General features: G+C 38.6%; 16 protein-coding genes and 1 pseudogene. All 17 read left to right on the forward strand.

The window, feature by feature from the left end; genetic code table 11:
- A partial coding sequence (locus tag EG2_RS17205) for a phage portal protein (RefSeq protein ID WP_156424256.1) occupies positions 1 to 1476 on the forward strand: 1476 nt, incomplete at its 5' end.
- A 5-nt stretch (positions 1477 to 1481) separates the two neighbouring features.
- Complete coding sequence (locus tag EG2_RS17210; RefSeq protein ID WP_060815557.1) at positions 1482 to 1748, forward strand: hypothetical protein; 267 nt, start codon at positions 1482 to 1484, stop codon at positions 1746 to 1748.
- Positions 1749 to 2897 carry a phage minor capsid protein gene (locus EG2_RS17215; RefSeq protein WP_060815559.1) on the forward strand — a complete coding sequence of 383 codons (1149 nt, stop codon included), beginning with the start codon at positions 1749 to 1751 and terminating at the stop codon, positions 2895 to 2897.
- Positions 2898 to 3019: 122 nt separating this feature from the next.
- Positions 3020 to 3586: a phage scaffolding protein gene (locus EG2_RS17220; protein WP_060815561.1), complete on the forward strand. Its 567-nt coding sequence runs from the start codon at positions 3020 to 3022 to the stop codon at positions 3584 to 3586.
- A gap of 2 nt (positions 3587 to 3588) precedes the next feature.
- Positions 3589 to 4449, forward strand: coding sequence for a hypothetical protein (locus tag EG2_RS17225; RefSeq protein ID WP_060815562.1), 861 nt, complete (start codon positions 3589 to 3591; stop codon positions 4447 to 4449).
- An 11-nt stretch (positions 4450 to 4460) separates the two neighbouring features.
- Entirely contained in the window at positions 4461 to 4706 is a 246-nt protein-coding gene (locus EG2_RS17230; protein ID WP_071870205.1) for an Ig-like domain-containing protein, read from the forward strand.
- A 29-nt stretch (positions 4707 to 4735) separates the two neighbouring features.
- Positions 4736 to 5125 carry a head-tail connector protein gene (locus EG2_RS17235; RefSeq protein WP_060815565.1) on the forward strand — a complete coding sequence of 130 codons (390 nt, stop codon included), beginning with the start codon at positions 4736 to 4738 and terminating at the stop codon, positions 5123 to 5125.
- Positions 5125 to 5463, forward strand: coding sequence for a putative minor capsid protein (locus EG2_RS17240; protein ID WP_060815567.1), 339 nt, complete (start codon positions 5125 to 5127; stop codon positions 5461 to 5463). Before EG2_RS17235 ends, EG2_RS17240 begins: the two co-directional genes overlap by 1 nt.
- Positions 5463 to 5795 (forward strand): minor capsid protein, encoded by a 333-nt coding sequence (locus tag EG2_RS17245; RefSeq protein WP_060815568.1) that lies wholly within the window; start codon positions 5463 to 5465, stop codon positions 5793 to 5795. Before EG2_RS17240 ends, EG2_RS17245 begins: the two co-directional genes overlap by 1 nt.
- Positions 5795 to 6202 (forward strand): phage tail terminator protein, encoded by a 408-nt coding sequence (locus tag EG2_RS17250; protein WP_060815570.1) that lies wholly within the window; start codon positions 5795 to 5797, stop codon positions 6200 to 6202. The genes EG2_RS17245 and EG2_RS17250 overlap by 1 nt, the downstream gene beginning before the upstream one ends.
- Positions 6202 to 6654 carry a phage tail tube protein gene (locus EG2_RS17255; RefSeq protein ID WP_060815572.1) on the forward strand — a complete coding sequence of 151 codons (453 nt, stop codon included), beginning with the start codon at positions 6202 to 6204 and terminating at the stop codon, positions 6652 to 6654. The genes EG2_RS17250 and EG2_RS17255 overlap by 1 nt, the downstream gene beginning before the upstream one ends.
- A 40-nt stretch (positions 6655 to 6694) precedes the next feature.
- Positions 6695 to 7138 carry a hypothetical protein gene (locus tag EG2_RS17260; protein WP_060815574.1) on the forward strand — a complete coding sequence of 148 codons (444 nt, stop codon included), beginning with the start codon at positions 6695 to 6697 and terminating at the stop codon, positions 7136 to 7138.
- Between the two features lie 9 nt (positions 7139 to 7147).
- A complete protein-coding gene (locus EG2_RS17265; RefSeq protein ID WP_060815575.1) occupies positions 7148 to 7717 on the forward strand; it encodes a Gp15 family bacteriophage protein in 570 nt (189 codons plus the stop codon).
- On the forward strand, positions 7710 to 11279 hold the full coding sequence (locus EG2_RS17270; protein ID WP_071870206.1) for a tape measure protein: 3570 nt from the start codon (positions 7710 to 7712) through the stop codon (positions 11277 to 11279). Before EG2_RS17265 ends, EG2_RS17270 begins: the two co-directional genes overlap by 8 nt.
- Positions 11276 to 11992 (forward strand): hypothetical protein, encoded by a 717-nt coding sequence (locus tag EG2_RS17275; RefSeq protein WP_060815579.1) that lies wholly within the window; start codon positions 11276 to 11278, stop codon positions 11990 to 11992. Before EG2_RS17270 ends, EG2_RS17275 begins: the two co-directional genes overlap by 4 nt.
- Positions 11989 to 15804 (forward strand): phage tail spike protein, encoded by a 3816-nt coding sequence (locus EG2_RS17280; RefSeq protein WP_060815581.1) that lies wholly within the window; start codon positions 11989 to 11991, stop codon positions 15802 to 15804. Before EG2_RS17275 ends, EG2_RS17280 begins: the two co-directional genes overlap by 4 nt.
- Before the next feature lie 14 nt (positions 15805 to 15818).
- Positions 15819 to 16054, forward strand: a pseudogene (locus EG2_RS17285) (DUF1617 family protein); the annotation flags it as partial.

Genomic DNA, 16054 nt, shown 5'->3' on the forward strand with positions numbered 1-16054 from the left:
GGGGCTAATGCTATCTTGCCAGTTCAAAGTCTTAACTCTATCTTGGACCATCCGAAGATCAATTTAGAGTTAGAAGAATACAACAGAATCATTGAAAGCCTTAGATACTATGAGGGCAAGCATGACGATATTCAATTTAAGAATAGCAACGGAAGAATAAAGAAACGCCCTTTTTCTAGCATCAACATGATGAAAAAAGTCGCTGGACAGTATGCAACAGTGGTCTTTAATGAACAGTGTGAGATTGAAGTAGATGGCGATGCTAAAGAGTTCATCGAAAAAGTATTCGAGCACAACGATTTCAAAAAGAACTTTGCTAAGTATCTAGAGCCAATGTTTGCACTTGGTGGCCTAGCATGTAGACCGTATTTGGATAAGAAAACCAAACAAATTGAATTTTCTTGGGCATTAGCAGATGCCTTTTATCCATTAGACAGTAATTCGAACAATATCAGTGAATGTGCTATTCCTTTCAGGACTATTCGAACAGAAGGCGGAAAACAGGTCTATTACACACTGCTAGAATTTCATGAATGGCAAGAAAATGGGATGTATACAGTCACAAATGAGCTATATCGATCGGAGATTCCAGAAATAGTAGGATCGCAGGTTAATTTATCTTTGCTTTATGATGATCTAGAACCTCAGTCAACTTTCAATACAGGCGTATTGTCCAGACCGTTATTCGCTTATCTAAAAACAAGTGGGTTTAATAATATTTCTCCTTGCTCTACTTTAGGATTAGGTGTATGTGATAACTGTAAGAAGACATTAGACCGCATTAACCGGACTTTTGATGAATTCAATGAGGAAATCAGACGAGGTAAGAGACGGATCGCTGCGAGTGAGATGCTTCTGAAAAGTCGTGTCGAGAATGGTCAAGTCAAAATGTACTTTGATGATGACGAAGACACTTTCCAAATTATCCCTGGGGCCAATATGGATGATTACACAATCAAAGATCTAACCACTAGCATTCGGACAACGGAATACGTTGCTGCAATCAACCATCATCTGAGAACCTTGGAAATGGAAACAAATCTTTCTAGCGGAACATTTAGTTTTGATAGTTCTGGAAAGTTATCCACAAAAACTGCTACAGAAGTGGTCAGTGAGAACTCTCAAACTTATCAGACACGATCAATGCAAATTACCAATATCGAAAAGTTTGTTAAGGAACTGGTTATCACTGTTTGCGAGCTAGGTAAATCATTAGATGTCTACGATGGTTCAATTCCGTCATTTGATGATGTAGGTGTCAATTTTGATGATGGAGCATTTACATCGACGAGTGAAAAACTCACGTTTTATCAGCAACTGATAACACTAGGTTATCCGGTTAATAAGGCTTTTGAGAAAATTTTAAATCTCCCAGAAGACGAAGCACTGAAGTTATATCAGCTAGGATTGCGACAAAGTGCGGATAAGTTATCAGGAATGATGTCTAATGCAGGTCTACCAGAGGAAATGGAGTGATCAAGATGACAGAACAGTTATTTGAGTGCGGGAAGTGCGGAAACCTTACACCTTTAATGAAGGGTACCGAAATTTTAGGCGATAATATCAAACATGAATTTTTTAAGTGTCAAAAATGTGGTTTGAAAACTACGGTCATGGTTTCTGACAAACAATTACGCAATATGCTTTTAAAACAGCGCAATACCAAACCGGGCAAACAAAAAATCGAACTTGCTCAGCGTATTACTGAGCGAATGGAGATGCTCAATGATTTAGCAAGAGGTGATTAAATGTCTATCACTCAACGACAGTTAGACATCAAATCAGCTGCAATACAAGACTCTTATTTGGCTCTTGAAGAAGAAATTATGCAGTTAGTTGTTGATCGATTAAAGATAAAAACCAATGTTGAGCTTTCTCAAGATACTGTTTTCCAGTGGTATCTTGAAAAGCTAGATCAACTAGGCTTGCTTAATTGGGATACAATCAACGATTTAGTCGAAGAATGCAATAGTGTCACAAAAGATCAACTAGCCGAAAACATTACTAAGGATGGCTATAAGAAAAATCTCAAAGAAAATAAGAAACTTGCTAATTTGGTTAAAACGCCTGTTAAAGAGTGGACGAATCTTGATCAAATACTCAACCAATATTTCGAGAGTCAATGGCTAGATTTTGAGAATCATATCAATCAGACGCTTTTGTCTACCAATTATCAAGTGAACTCAATTGCAAAGATGTATCAGCAAGTTCTGAATGATACGGTCGCAAGAATCATCGGAGGTCTGGTAACGCCACAGAAAGCTTTTAGAAGGGCGATCTATGAAATGGTTCAAAAAGGGATTGATGTCAGTCTAAAAGACAAGTCAGGGAAGTCGTGGACGCTTGAGACGTATGTCCGTACCGTGATCAAATCAACAACAAGCACTGTATTTAATGATTTGAGGATCGAAAGAGGTATAAGCGAATATGGAATAGTTACAGCTCTTATGAGCCATCATCCGGCGGCTCGTGACGCTTGTAGCAAAATCCAAGGCAGATATGTTCTGATGGTTCCCAAGAATCAAGCTCCAGAGGAATTCAAACATTTACCTAGCGTATATGACTATGGTTGGAAGACACCTGCCGGATGTAATGGTATTAATTGTAATCACCGTTGGTACTCTCAACTACCTATGGAAGATACTGGCATGAAAGATCCAGTTTCTCCTGAAGTTGCTCAACAAAACGCTAAAATTATTGCTAAGCAACGAAGATTAGAGCGATCAATTAGAATGGCTAAGAAGTCGCTCAAGGCTTCGGAATGGATAGGTAATCAAGAAGATATCGAACATTTTAAATCAATTGTACGAGCAAGACAAGCTGTCCTGCGTCAATTTATTGAAGATAACAAAACTCTTTTACATCGATCATATGACCGGGAACAAGTTTATTCATAATCCATATCCAAAAGTCTAGTATTGCTGGGCTTTTTTGTTTTGCTTTAGACCTGATCGGATGTCTCTAAAAGACGGACTCGAAGCGGGAGTTGCCGCTCTAAAAACACTTAGGAGGAATATTGATGAAAAAAGAAGATTTAATCGCTTTAGGAATTGACGAACATACGGCTAAAAATGTTATGGCTTTGCACGGTAAGACAGTAACGCAACTTAATGCGCAAGTAGCTACCGCAGAAAGCGAGCGTGACAGTGCGAAACAGGAACTGCAAGCCAATCAAGCTGAATTAGATACGTTGAAAGAAGCAGCAAAAGGGAATGAAGATCTCGAAAAGCAGCTTGCTGACTTACAGACAAAGTTTGACGAATCAAAAACCAATTCCGAAAAACAACTTGCCGAGCAACAAAAGGACTTTGCAATCAAATTAGCACTCAAAGAAGCTCAGGCACTCGATGAGGATATTGTCCTTACTCAATTAGACAAGGACACAATAAAAGTCGTTGACGGCAAATTACAAGGATTTGATGAACAACTAAAATCCTTGCAAGAAAGCAAAGCATTCTTATTTCAACAACAAGAACAAAACGAGGATAAACCAACTCCTATAATCTTTGCTGGGGGCATTCCTAAAGGTGCAGGCAGCAATGAGAAAACGATGGTTCAAAAAATTCAAGAAAGATTAGGTGAATAAATATGGCTTTGGTATTAGACAGTAAAGACTTAGCAACTATTGATAAAGAATTCCGTGCCGATTCTCAAGTTTGGGATGTTCTGACTCAAGGAGCAAAGAGCATCACTGCGGCTGACTTTGTCGGAGCAAACGAAGTTCGAATCAATAAAATGAGTGGATTTGTAGAAGCGACACAATACAAACGTAACCAAGACAACGCCAGAAGTGCAGTTAGCATTGAGAAGGAAACGATCAAACTTACTCATGAAGACTGGTTTGCATATGATGTAGATCAGTTAGATCAATCTGAGAGTGCAGCTTTGACAATTAACAACGTTGTGACTGAACATAAACGATTGATTACCGTTCCTCATCGTGACAAAGTAGCTATTCAAGTTATGTTCGACAATGCAGGTAAAAAAATCAACGAAACTTTGACTGAAGCAAATATTCTTGCTGCTTATGATGCTGCAGAAGAATACATGACAGATAATGAAGTTCCTGGCGGATATGTGATGTTTGTTTCGGCAGCTACTTATCGATTATTGAAAAATGCTGATGGAGTCAGCAAAACTTTCTCCACAAATCAAATGCAGATTAACGGAATCAATCGTACGGTTGCTCAAATTGACGGTGGTGTGCCAATCATCAAAGTTGCAAAAGGCCGTATGTCTGGTTTGACAATTGAAGACACTGTAAACTTTATCATTACACCACTAACAGCAATTGCTCCAATCGTTAAATTTGGTACAGTTGACACTGTTCCGGCTAGTCAAGATCGCAATGGCTACCGTGATACAATTAAAGGTTTGGACTATTACGATGCGATTGTATTTGATAATGCTAAAAAAGCAATTTATGTATCTTATGTCCCAAAAGCGTAGCCCCATCAGGAGTGACGTTAGATCAAACGACGTTATCTCTTGAAGTTGGGGGCACAGCGACGTTGAAAGCTACCGTTTCGCCTGCAGAAGCAAGTGACAAATCAGTTCAATTTAGCTCGAGCGATACGGCAATTGTCACTGTCACTCCTGTGCAAGGTAAAGTTACAGCGGTAGCGACTGGATCTGCAACGATCACAGCAACAACAGTAAATGGCAAAACTGCAACTTGCCAAGTCACCGTGACGGAGGGAGCTTAATAAGCTCTCTTTTTTGGAAGGAGGGACATATGGCTTACTTGAGTTATACCGAGTACCAAGAAATCGGATATACATCAATGACTGAAGACGAATTCGATGTGTTTGTTAACAAAGCTTGCGATCTTGTTGATGTACAAACAAGAAATTTTTATCAGTTCAACGATCTAGAATCTGACATTGATTTTCGCAAATCGAAATTCAAAAAAGCAGTTGCTGCTCAAATAGAATATATGTATCAAGCGAATGCTACCTCCACACTTGAGATTAACAGTCCTCAAAGTTGGTCAGTAGATGGTATGAGCGTGACTGAAGCTAGTAGATACAATAATACCGGAGCAAACGAGTCGCCCTCTATTATATCCGACGATGCTATCTTAATTCTATCTGGCACGGGATTGCTTTTTAGGGGGCTAGGGTAATGAGTTACTATCGTTTACCACCTAAAAAGGCTTTTTGTCACACGATTATCTATAAGGAAGTAATCGGAGAAGATGGCTGGCAAAAGCCTATTACCAAAGATTGGACCATTGAAAACTGCTGGTTCAACTTTGCTTCAAGGTTTGCTCGTTCGGGAATAAACTCTACCGCTGATGCTCCAAATGCTTCGATCACTATGACAGATCGCTACTGTGGACCGCTTCCTGATTTCAAAGTATCAACCAAAATTGAGTTCAAAGGTGATGAGTTTACTATCATCACTTCTAAACCGTTGATTCTAAATGGACAGTCTATCGGTTGGCGATTGGAGGTGGTCTGATGTCCGGTATCAAAGTTGATTTAAGTGGAGTTAGAAAGAAGCTATCTGCCGATAACTTTGAGCGTGGCCAGTTTAATATGGCATCTAGGATGCACTCAACGATGAACGAAAATTTTGTTCCGGAAAAAGACGGTGATTTACGTAAAATGAGTAATGTCGCCCCGGATGGCAGCCAAATTGAATGGATTTCCGCTTACGCTAGACGCCAATTCTATGCGCCGGGTGGTTGGAAGTATACGACTCCAGGAACCGGCCCAAGATGGGATCTAAAAGCAGAAGCAATCTTTATGAGCGACTGGATAAAAGCATTTAAGAAAGGAGCCGGATTGTAGTGGATTTTATAGAACGCTTAAATCAATCAGTGAATACTATTCCGAGCCTGCCACTCAAATGTGTTCTGGGGTATTTGCCACCAAAGGATGAAGCTTTTGTTTTGTATCCATTAGCAGGTGGCCAAGTGACCCAAGAATTCTTTGACGGTACAAAAGATCAAGAGTTGAACTTTGAATTTGCAATGAAGTCACAAGATCAGCAGAAAATAAGTAATGCACTTTGGCTTGTGCAAAATTATCTAGAAGAGCTGTCGGAGCTAAATAGTTCAGATGGTTCTTTTGATTTCGATTCGATTTGCATTACGAACAAACCATTTATCAATCAACTGGATGAAACAAGAACCTATATCTTTTTGGTTGATATTAAAGCAAAAATCACAACTTATCCTAAGGGGGAAACAAACTAATGGCAAGAAAAAAGAACGCCCTACGGCAACATTTTGTTGCTGACTATGATGCAACGAAACCTGATACTAAACCATTGGAAGACGCCTACAAAAAATTTGGGCGCTATGTAACAACTGTGGAAGACGATGGCGATGTACAATCAGAAGATTATGCCGATTATGCAGGAGATGGTACTTTATCAACCGATGTTACTGGCGTAACCGAAAAATGGAATTTTTCTGGTTATTGGGATCCAGAGCAAGAAGCGCAACAACTAGTCAAAAAGAAAAAACGTGCTAAAGGTGATGATCGGAAAGTTTGGCATAAGATCATTGAAACAGACGGAACGACAATCGAAGGAGTTGGAACTCTTAGCGAGAAGATCGTAGCCGGCTCTGGGGAAGCTTCTGACTGGGAAGAATTCAGCTGTGCCATCACTTATGATAAAACACCGGAAGTAACGGAAGGGTAAAAGGAGAGCTTATGCTCTCCTTTTTTTAGGGGGAATAATTATGAATTTTGAGATTAAACGATCGGGTTTTCCTATTAATATTGGCAAAATCGAGTTTTTCTTCGGCACAACGGTTGAGGAATTAACTCGATTTTTCGATATTCAAGACGAAGTCGAAGAAAAGATCACACCATTACTGAAAAAGCGAGAAAAACTAGTGATCGATCAAGAAAACATTACTAAAAGTGACGCTCAAAACCTAATCGATATTTCAAATGAACTCAATGCAATTCAGTATGATGCATTGTTAGGCGAAGGTTCGTATGAAAAAATTTATTTGGAATATCCAGATGCAGTCCAATTGTTCGATTTATTTGATCCAATCGCTGAGAACGTTGCTGAAGCCATTGAAAACGATGCGAAAGAGCGTGAAGACAAATTGGCACAACGAAAAGCAAATATGCTGAAGAAAAAAGCTCTTAAAACCAAAAAGAAGAAAAAGTAGGTGATCTAAATGCGGTTGAATGACCCATTGACCACTGAAATTGAGTTTGAAGGTGTTATGTATCCGCTAGATCTGGCTTTTGATAATGTCTTGGATGTTTTAGATGCCATCTCTGACAAGTCATTGATGGCTTGGGAAAAGGTTGATTTGGCTCTAAATCTTCTCATTGGCGAATCAAATCTAACCTTCGAAAAACAAATGGAACTCTGGGAGTTGATTCTGAATCGGCATATCCAGATCGGAAGTCAAGAGAAAGTGAGATATGACTTAGACGGCAATCCTATGCCAACACCTAAATCTTCTGACGACAAGAAAAGTATGGACTTGGTCCAAGACGCTAAGTACATATATGCCTCTTTTCGTCAAATCGGTATTAATCTTTTTGAAGAACAAGGGAAAATGCACTGGGAAGAATTTCAAGCCATTCTTGAAAGCTTACCAGATGACACTATTCTTCCTAAGATTGTACAGATTAGGCAATGGAAACCTCAAAAAGGCGATAGTCCAAAAGAAAAGGAGCGTATGAGAGAACTACAAGCCAAATACTCCTTAAACAAGGAGGTGGATGCTGATGGCTGATGGAAAAATTATTATTGATATCACTGTCAACAACAAAGAAGTTAAGAGTGCAGAAAAATCGATCGATAGCTTATCATCAAAATACGATGGCGCTTTTCAAGATAAAAATGGTCGGTGGAGAGCTGCAAACGGGCGCTTCCTAACAATGAAAGAAAAAGCTGACATGCTTGGAAAATCTCTTGGTGATACAGCATCCAAAACGGATACATTTACTAACAAAGTTGGATCTTCCATTGGTAAAGTAACTCAAATGGCTACAGCTTTAGGGCTTGTGAAAGTGGCAAGTGCTGCATTTAACGTTTTAAAAAGCTCATTGGATAGTGCTATCAGCCGTTTTGACACGATGCAAAAATTTCCTAAAGTAATGAGCGCACTGGGATTTAGTGCAGAAGAAAGTCAAAAATCAATTGACAAATTGTCTAATGGGATTGATGGTTTGCCGACAAAACTTGATGACGTTGTGGCAAGTACACAGCAAATGACAGCTATTACAGGAGATTTAGATAAGTCTACTGATACTGTATTGGCTTTGAATAACGCTTTTCTCGCATCTGGAGCCTCTACAGAGGACGCTAGTCGGGGAATGCAACAATTTAATCAAATGTTATCAACAGGCACCGTTGACTTAGAGAGTTGGAAAACTCTTCAAGAAACGATGCCTTTAGCTTTGCAAAAGACCGCTGAAGCTATGGGATTTGTTGGCAAGTCTGCTCAACGAGATTTATATGCAGCTTTGAAAGATGGAACTGTAACTTTTGACCAATTCAATGACAAGCTTATTGAACTCGGAACAGGCACAGGAATGCTTGCTGATCTTGCTAAAGAGAATAGTTTAGGGATTGCTACTTCTTTTGGAAATTTGAAGAATGCTGTATCGAAGGGTATTGCTAATGTAATAACGAAAGTAGATGAATTATCACAGGTTTTAACTGGTAAAACTATTGCTCAGAATATAGATAGCTTAAAAAGCGTAATCAATTCCGCTTTCGATTCTATAGTTAGTGGAATGGATTTTGTTATTCAGCATACAGGGGAAATAGAAACAGTTTTTTCAAAATTGTATGATGTAGCAGCAACTCTTGCACCGGTTATTTCAGCTGTGGTAGGTGCATTGATTGCATTGCAAATCGCCTCAGCGGTATCTTCAGTTATTAATGGCTTAACTTTTGCTATATCTGCATTAAAAATAGCAATGATAACATTAAATAACCTTGGATTAGTCGGAACGATAAAGATGCTCGCTGGATTTATGGGGCCTGTCGGTTGGGTAGTTGCTGCAGTTGGAGCTTTGATAGGTGTATTCACATACTTTTACAAAACAAATGAAACCTTCCGAGAAGGAGTTAACAAAACTGTATCAGTCCTAAAAGAAGGTCTTGTTGCTGCTTTCAACTGGCTAAAAACAGTATTAGTAGGCGTTTTGCCAACGCTCCAAGCAGTAGCTTCAGTAGTCGGTACGGCAATAGTCAATAGTTTCAGTAAGATGGTGTCTGTTGGTTCGGCTATTCTTTCTATTGTTGTTCCAGCTTTACAAAGATTCGCAAGCGCTGCAAAGGAAGTCTTGTCTAGTGGTTTAGAGAAAATGGGTTCGGTATTATCAACGGTAGCTGGGGTTCTTTCTGGTGTATTTTCTGTCGGGATGGAATTAGCGGGTAATTTACTGGAAAGCCTAGGAGGTTCATTTGGAAAGATAGGTGGGGTAATAAGTATTGTTGTTAGTTTGTTTTCTAAATTAGCAATTGCCACTCTTGGGCTAACGGGACCTTGGGGAACTTTAATTTCCTTGGTTCTATCTTTTGTCGCAGCATGGGTCAAGACAGGTGATCTTTCAGCAGATGGAATCACTCAAGTTTTTGATAACTTGCAGTCAACAATCACAAACGTTGCTAGTTTTATAAGTACCAACTTACCCAAGTTTGTGCAGCTTGCAACAGACCTTATCACCGGATTTTTAAACGGATTGACTGCAGCTTTACCAGGAATTGTTTCTGTCGCTACGGAAATCATTCAAACTCTAGTTAATGCTATAACAACAGTTTTACCTCAAATTATTTCATTAGCGACGCAAGTGATTACTACTTTAGTTCAAGGGTTAGCAATGGCATTACCAGCGTTGATGATTGTAGCTTCTCAAATAATAGTCCAGCTTATCACAGCTATAGCTGATGTCTTACCACAATTGGTAGAAGTTGGTGTCTCTGTTCTTACAGCACTGATAGAAGGGATAACGATTGCACTACCAGTCATTATCAAAGCAGCAATAGGCATCTTAAATGCACTAATTGATACTCTTTTATCATTTTTACCAATGTTGCTCGATGTTGGTCTGCAAATTATCACTACTTTATTAGAGGGAATTATTTCGGCACTGCCTACGTTGACGGAAGCAACAACATCTATTGTCACTGGATTACTGACGGCCTTTATCACAGCTCTACCAATGCTTATCGCCGTTGGAGTACAAATATTAATGGCTTTGATTCAAGGGCTATTATCAATATTGCCAACGTTACTAATGGCAGCTCTGCAAATAATTATGGCTCTTGTGACAGCGTTGATTTCGGCACTGCCTCAAATTATTGAAGCCGGGATTCAATTGCTAATGGCGCTGATTCAGGGAATTTTGTCAATCTTACCACAACTGATTGATGCAGCTATTCAAATCATTACTGCACTATTAGGCGCTCTTATCGAAGCCTTACCACAGTTGATTGATGCAGGTGTCCAATTGTTGCTAGGATTAGTCGCCGGTGTAATATCGGTACTTCCACAACTTGTTGCAGCTGCTTTGCAACTAATTGTAGCTCTTTTAGGTGCATTGATTGGTGCTGTTCCTCAGCTGCTATCTGCAGGTGTTAAGCTAATTGGAGCTCTAATCAGTGGGGGGTTAAGCCTGCTAGGACAGTTATTATCTGCTGGAGGGAAGTTAATTAGTGGATTACTTTCTACAATTTTAGGTTTCTTAGGAGACTTATTGTCGGCAGGTGGCAAGTTAATCGCAAGCCTTATATCTGGAATAGGCGGAGCGATTGGCGATGTATTTTCTGCAGCAGGAGATATTGCAAGTGCAGTTATTGATACTATTTCGGGAATTGATTTGTTTGGTGCTGGAAGAGCCATTATTGATGGTTTTTTAGGAGGATTAAAGTCAGCTTATGAAAATGTCAAAAGCTTTATTGGAGGAATTGCAGACTGGATTGCAGAACACAAAGGGCCTATTAGTTATGATAGGCGTTTGTTAATTCCAGCAGGTAAAGCTATTATGGGAGGCTTTGATGAAAGCTTGCAGGCAAACTTCAAGAATGTACAGCGTACTGTTAGCACTATGGCAGATCGATTGAATACAAGCTTTAATTTGACCCCAGAAATGGCACTTGGAACAAGACGAATAGGGATGTCTGGTGTTGCAAGCTACACGAATAACAGGAATGTGACTAAAACCATTCATAATCAACCAGAAATTACGATGCATGTAACTTGGAATGGAAAAGAAGACATTCGAAAAACAATTGAGGAAATTGCATGGATAACTACTGTAGAAGATAGAGGTGACTTAAAGTGAGTTTCATTGAGTTTAACGGAGATCGAACGGATAACCATTTTTTATTTTTAGAAGCCGGACTTACTTTTGATGGAGTAACAAGAAATCGAAGTTTTCAAAAGATTGATGGTCAAGACGGAGAAGTTGGTACCGGAGATGGTACGTTAAATAATATAAGTAGAAGTTATCCCTTTAGGCTTAGGCTGCCTAAAGGGATAAAAATAGAAGATGAAGTAACTGTTATTTCTAATTGGCTTTCTGAAGATGCCGACTGGCATGATTTCATATTTGGGGGAGATCCAAATTATGTATATCGAGCAATGTATGTTGGAGAATATGATATACAAAGAATAGTGTCTTGCTATGGAAAGTGTGTGCTGAACTTCAAGCTTAAACCATATAAGTTCTTAAAATCTGGATTAGTTGAACAAACGCTCTCTACCTCAATTACGAATCCCACTAAACGCATGGCACGCCCAAAGATCATAATTAAGGGGGCAGGAAATATTGTTTTACGAATTGGCTCCTCTACGTATTCTTTGAAGGATGTGGATGGAGGGATAATCATTGATGTATTGTATGATCAAGTCAAATCCTTAGATGGGCAGCGTCCACAGTGGAATAAGATCACTACTTATCCTTTGCCTGGGATTAATCCTGGACTTAACAATGTGCTGACTACTGGATCAGTAACTGAGATGAAAATTGTTCCTCGCTGGGAGGTGATTGTGTGACCTATCCAATTTTGTATGAGGCAAACGAAATAGATTTTTTTAGTTTGGGTTTAGGTCCAATCAAAACAGCAACAGAAGCTTTTGTCACAGAAGAAAGAAATGGTACCTTTATTTTTGAAGCTAAAGTGTTAGTTGATGATGAAATCTATCCGTTGTTGCAAGAGAATCGAATTATCAAAGCTGACTCAAGTCCAACGCTAACTGATCAACGGTTCAGAATCAAACGGATTGTACCAAATCATGACGGACAAGCTAAAATCTACGCAGAACACGTTAGCTACTTGAGTCAAGAATTACCAATGAAGCCAGAAGTATTTATCAGTGGAAACGCAAGTGCAGCTTTAAATGCTTGGAAGTTAGCAATTTTAGACAACAATCCATTTATTGTGGACTCGGATATTGATACAAGCAACAAAACGAATTGGCGAATCGACAAAGTGGAAAATCCTCGACAAGCATTAGGTGGCGTGGAAGGTTCTATCTTAGATGTTTGGGGCGGTGAATATCGTTTTGACAACTATCACATTAGTTTGTTAAAGAAGCGTGGAACTACCGCCAACACTATTCTAGCATACGGTCGTAATATTACGGATTTTGAACAGGAACGTAATATCATGACGACTTATACAACAATTTATCCGTATGCTATTTATACGGATGACGATGAAAATGAACAAATAGTTACTATTGATGGATATGTAGTTGATTGCGAGAATATTAATGAATACCCAAACCGTAATGTGTTGCCAGTTGATTTTAGTAATAAATTTGAACATGATGAAGTTCCAACCAAGGTAAAACTAAAACAATTGGCTCAGGATTATATCAAAGATAATGATATTGGTATTCCAAAGACATCAATTAAGGTGTCTTTTTTGGATTTGGCACAGACCGCTGATTATGCTGATATTGCTACATTGGAGACTGTCGAGCTATGCGATGATGTTCGAGTATATTATGAAAAGTTAGGTGTAGACACGACTGCTAAAGTGATCAAAACAAAGTGGAATGTGTTGCGTGATGCCTATGATGAAATAGAAATCGGTGAAAAACGTACTACTTTATCATCGATCATAAATGACACTCAAACATCGATCAAAGAAATAGGAAATCAAATGGATTCAGCAATTACTGCTGCGAATGGAAAGAACATGATTTTCCATGGTCTCTTTGGTAAAAATGGTGAAGGAGAACCAACAGCAACACGTGTCGGGGATATGTGGTACAAACCAAGTGGTGAGGATATTGAATTTTATATTTGGGATGGAACTGTTTGGACATTCATTATGTCTACAGCGAAGTTTGATGAAATCGCTAATAAAGTGAGTGAGGTAGAAAGTGATACAAAACGAGCTGTTGAGAAAGCAAATAATATTCAAATCAATGTTAACCATCTTGTCTCTGATATTTCTGCGATGAATCGGGATATCAGTACAATCAGTTTTAAAGCAAGTGAAGCATATAGTAAGGTACGATCCGTAGAGGGCAAGACTGTTTCAATAGAAAAGTCAGTTGATGGTTTAAAAGGAAGGATCACGACAGTTGAGACTACATCAACAAGTACAACAAAGAAACTCAACGAGTTAGAAATCACAGTAGATGGGCAAAAGCAGACTCTTGCTACTATGCAAACGACAGCTAATAGTGCGTTAAGTAAAGCTAACGTTCTACAAACAACAGTTGATGGTGTAACCCAGACTTTGGCAAGTGTCGAACAATGGCAAAACAATTTTCAAGTTGGTGGTAGAAACTGGGTTAGTGAATCTGAATCTCCAAAATTTAGACCATATCAAGGTGCTTCAATTACTCATTCAATAGTTCAAGTTCCTGAATGGAATGCAAAAAATGCAGTTAGGCATGTTGTTACGGGCGGTACTGGTACAATTTGTGGTACTCTTCCCGGAAATATTATTACTTATGTTAAAAACAATACGAGCTATGTTCACTCTATATATGTTAAGAACAATGGAGACAAACGTATTAGGTTTAGTAATAATTTAGGTAAGACTGATTATGTTGAACCAGGTCAATCTAAACGTATTTCACTGGTAGCTAAACACCTTGAGAATTTAGCAGCAATGCAATTTGTACTATATCGATCCACGAATGCTGACAGCCTGGATTTTACCGTGTGGCGTGCTCAGATTGAAGAAGGAAATCAGTTGACTGACTGGTCTCCAGCACCTGAGGATAAGGCTCAAACAACAAAAGTTAACGAGATTGAAACAACAGTAGACGGCGTCAAAACTACAGTAACTTCTGTAAAAACGACTGCAGACTCAGCTCTCTCAAAAGCTACTCAAACTGAAACAACAGTGAGCGGCTTAAAGACAACTATTTCAAGTGTTCAGACTACAGCAAACTCAGCACTGACAAAAGCTACGCAGCTTGAAACTACTGCCAATGTTATTAGACAGACAGTTACAGAAATTCAAGGAAATATTACGGATATTACAAACAAATTTCCTAATCCAAACTTCAAAAAACAAGATCCAAAGCCAGCTGTTGAAGGAACAGGAATTCACATAGTTTATGATAGTCAAGGAATGACTATTAATAATAACGGAGGAGCAACAAGAAACAGAGCTTACTGGGGATCACCACCACTTTCCTTAGAAATTGGGAAAACGTACAATATTAAAATGTATGTAAATGTGGGGGTTAACTCTGGGAGGAAACCCATAGAGGTAGGAACGAGTGATGGAGAAAATTTTACGTTCTCTCTTCCTAATACTAATCCTGGATGGATATATGGAACAATTAAATTGACAAGATGGACTGGCTTGTCATTTTGGCTGCCACCAGCAACTACGATTAAGATTCGTCAGTTATATATTTATGAGGCAAATACAAATATTACTTCATCACAGATTACCCAACTATCAGATACAATTAATTTAAAAGTTTCTAAAAATGATGTTGTTAATCAAATCAATATATCTAATGAATCAATATTGATTGCTGGTAATAAGATTCACATTACAGGTCAGACATCAATTGATAATGGAGTGATCAAAACCGCTCAAATTGCGGATCTTTCAGTATCGACAGCTAAAATTGCGAACGCAGCAATTACTGATGCAAAAATTGCGTTTGTCGATGCTGCAAAAATTACAACGGGCTATCTTTCTGCACAACGGATTCAAGCTCGATCAATTACTGCAGATAAATTAGCAGTCAATGCGATTCAAGTTGGTTTTAATAATTATAGCCAGAATTTAAAGATAGATCCTTACACCCTAAGTTTCTTCAATAAAAATCAATTAAGTGGGAAGTTAACCAGTGAAGGAATGGAATTTTGGCATGGAACAAGAAAAATAGGAAGAATAGGTGAAAATTCAAAAATAGGAAATGAAACTATCCGTGGTATTGCAATGAACTTAGATCACGAGGGGGATTATATCTCATGGTCTTATCGAAAAGCTCAAAATGATAGTGCATTTACTTCTATGTTAATGCTTGATCCTCGTGGAAAATTTTCAGGAAAAGCAGGAATTCATATGGATGCAGATGTTCATATGATCAAAGTTAAGCCAGGAATTCCTAGTGCAAGAGAGTTTTTACGATTTGGTGTAGTGAATTATAATAATACCTTTTATTCTGCTCTATTAAACGATAGCGGAAAAAGCGGTGTAATGTTTGGTAGCGGTTATTTGTATCTTTTGCATAACAATGTTGTATTACCTGTGGAAGATATAAGAAACATCGTTCGTGCATTAAAAGGATTAGGCACATTACAACTGCCAACTTCTATTCGTACTTCTGGTCAAGGTAGTGGAACGGTGGCGTCTTTTAAAACAGTAAGGTTATAGAAGGAGATAGGAGAATGAAAATTACATTGAAGAATAATGAGTTAGTACCAGCAATCAACTTTTTGGAATCTATCGAATTATCTACAAAAGATAGCAGACACCGAACAAAGTTGATAAAACGTATTCGAGAAGCGCTCATAGAACTTTCTGACGAGGAGAAGTCTTTGATGGAAAAATTCAATTTGCTTGATGAAAACGGTCAACTCAAAGATAGAAAAGAACAAGACATAAAAGATGTAGCTATATTTAA

This window comes from Enterococcus gallinarum NBRC 100675 (assembly GCF_001544275.1).
GTDB lineage: Bacteria > Bacillota > Bacilli > Lactobacillales > Enterococcaceae > Enterococcus_D > Enterococcus_D gallinarum.

Excerpts from the sequence above, each read along its gene's own strand:
- EG2_RS17260 (WP_060815574.1), top strand. The coding sequence starts at position 6,695 with ATGAATTTTGAGATTAAACGATCGGGTTTTCCTATTAATATTGGCAAA.
- EG2_RS17265 (WP_060815575.1), top strand. The coding sequence starts at position 7,148 with ATGCGGTTGAATGACCCATTGACCACTGAAATTGAGTTTGAAGGTGTT.
- EG2_RS17210 (WP_060815557.1), top strand. The coding sequence starts at position 1,482 with ATGACAGAACAGTTATTTGAGTGCGGGAAGTGCGGAAACCTTACACCT.
- EG2_RS17270 (WP_071870206.1), top strand. The coding sequence starts at position 7,710 with ATGGCTGATGGAAAAATTATTATTGATATCACTGTCAACAACAAAGAA.
- EG2_RS17215 (WP_060815559.1), top strand. The coding sequence starts at position 1,749 with ATGTCTATCACTCAACGACAGTTAGACATCAAATCAGCTGCAATACAA.
- EG2_RS17235 (WP_060815565.1), top strand. The coding sequence starts at position 4,736 with ATGGCTTACTTGAGTTATACCGAGTACCAAGAAATCGGATATACATCA.
- EG2_RS17240 (WP_060815567.1), top strand. The coding sequence starts at position 5,125 with ATGAGTTACTATCGTTTACCACCTAAAAAGGCTTTTTGTCACACGATT.
- EG2_RS17245 (WP_060815568.1), top strand. The coding sequence starts at position 5,463 with ATGTCCGGTATCAAAGTTGATTTAAGTGGAGTTAGAAAGAAGCTATCT.
- EG2_RS17220 (WP_060815561.1), top strand. The coding sequence starts at position 3,020 with ATGAAAAAAGAAGATTTAATCGCTTTAGGAATTGACGAACATACGGCT.
- EG2_RS17255 (WP_060815572.1), top strand. The coding sequence starts at position 6,202 with ATGGCAAGAAAAAAGAACGCCCTACGGCAACATTTTGTTGCTGACTAT.
- EG2_RS17225 (WP_060815562.1), top strand. The coding sequence starts at position 3,589 with ATGGCTTTGGTATTAGACAGTAAAGACTTAGCAACTATTGATAAAGAA.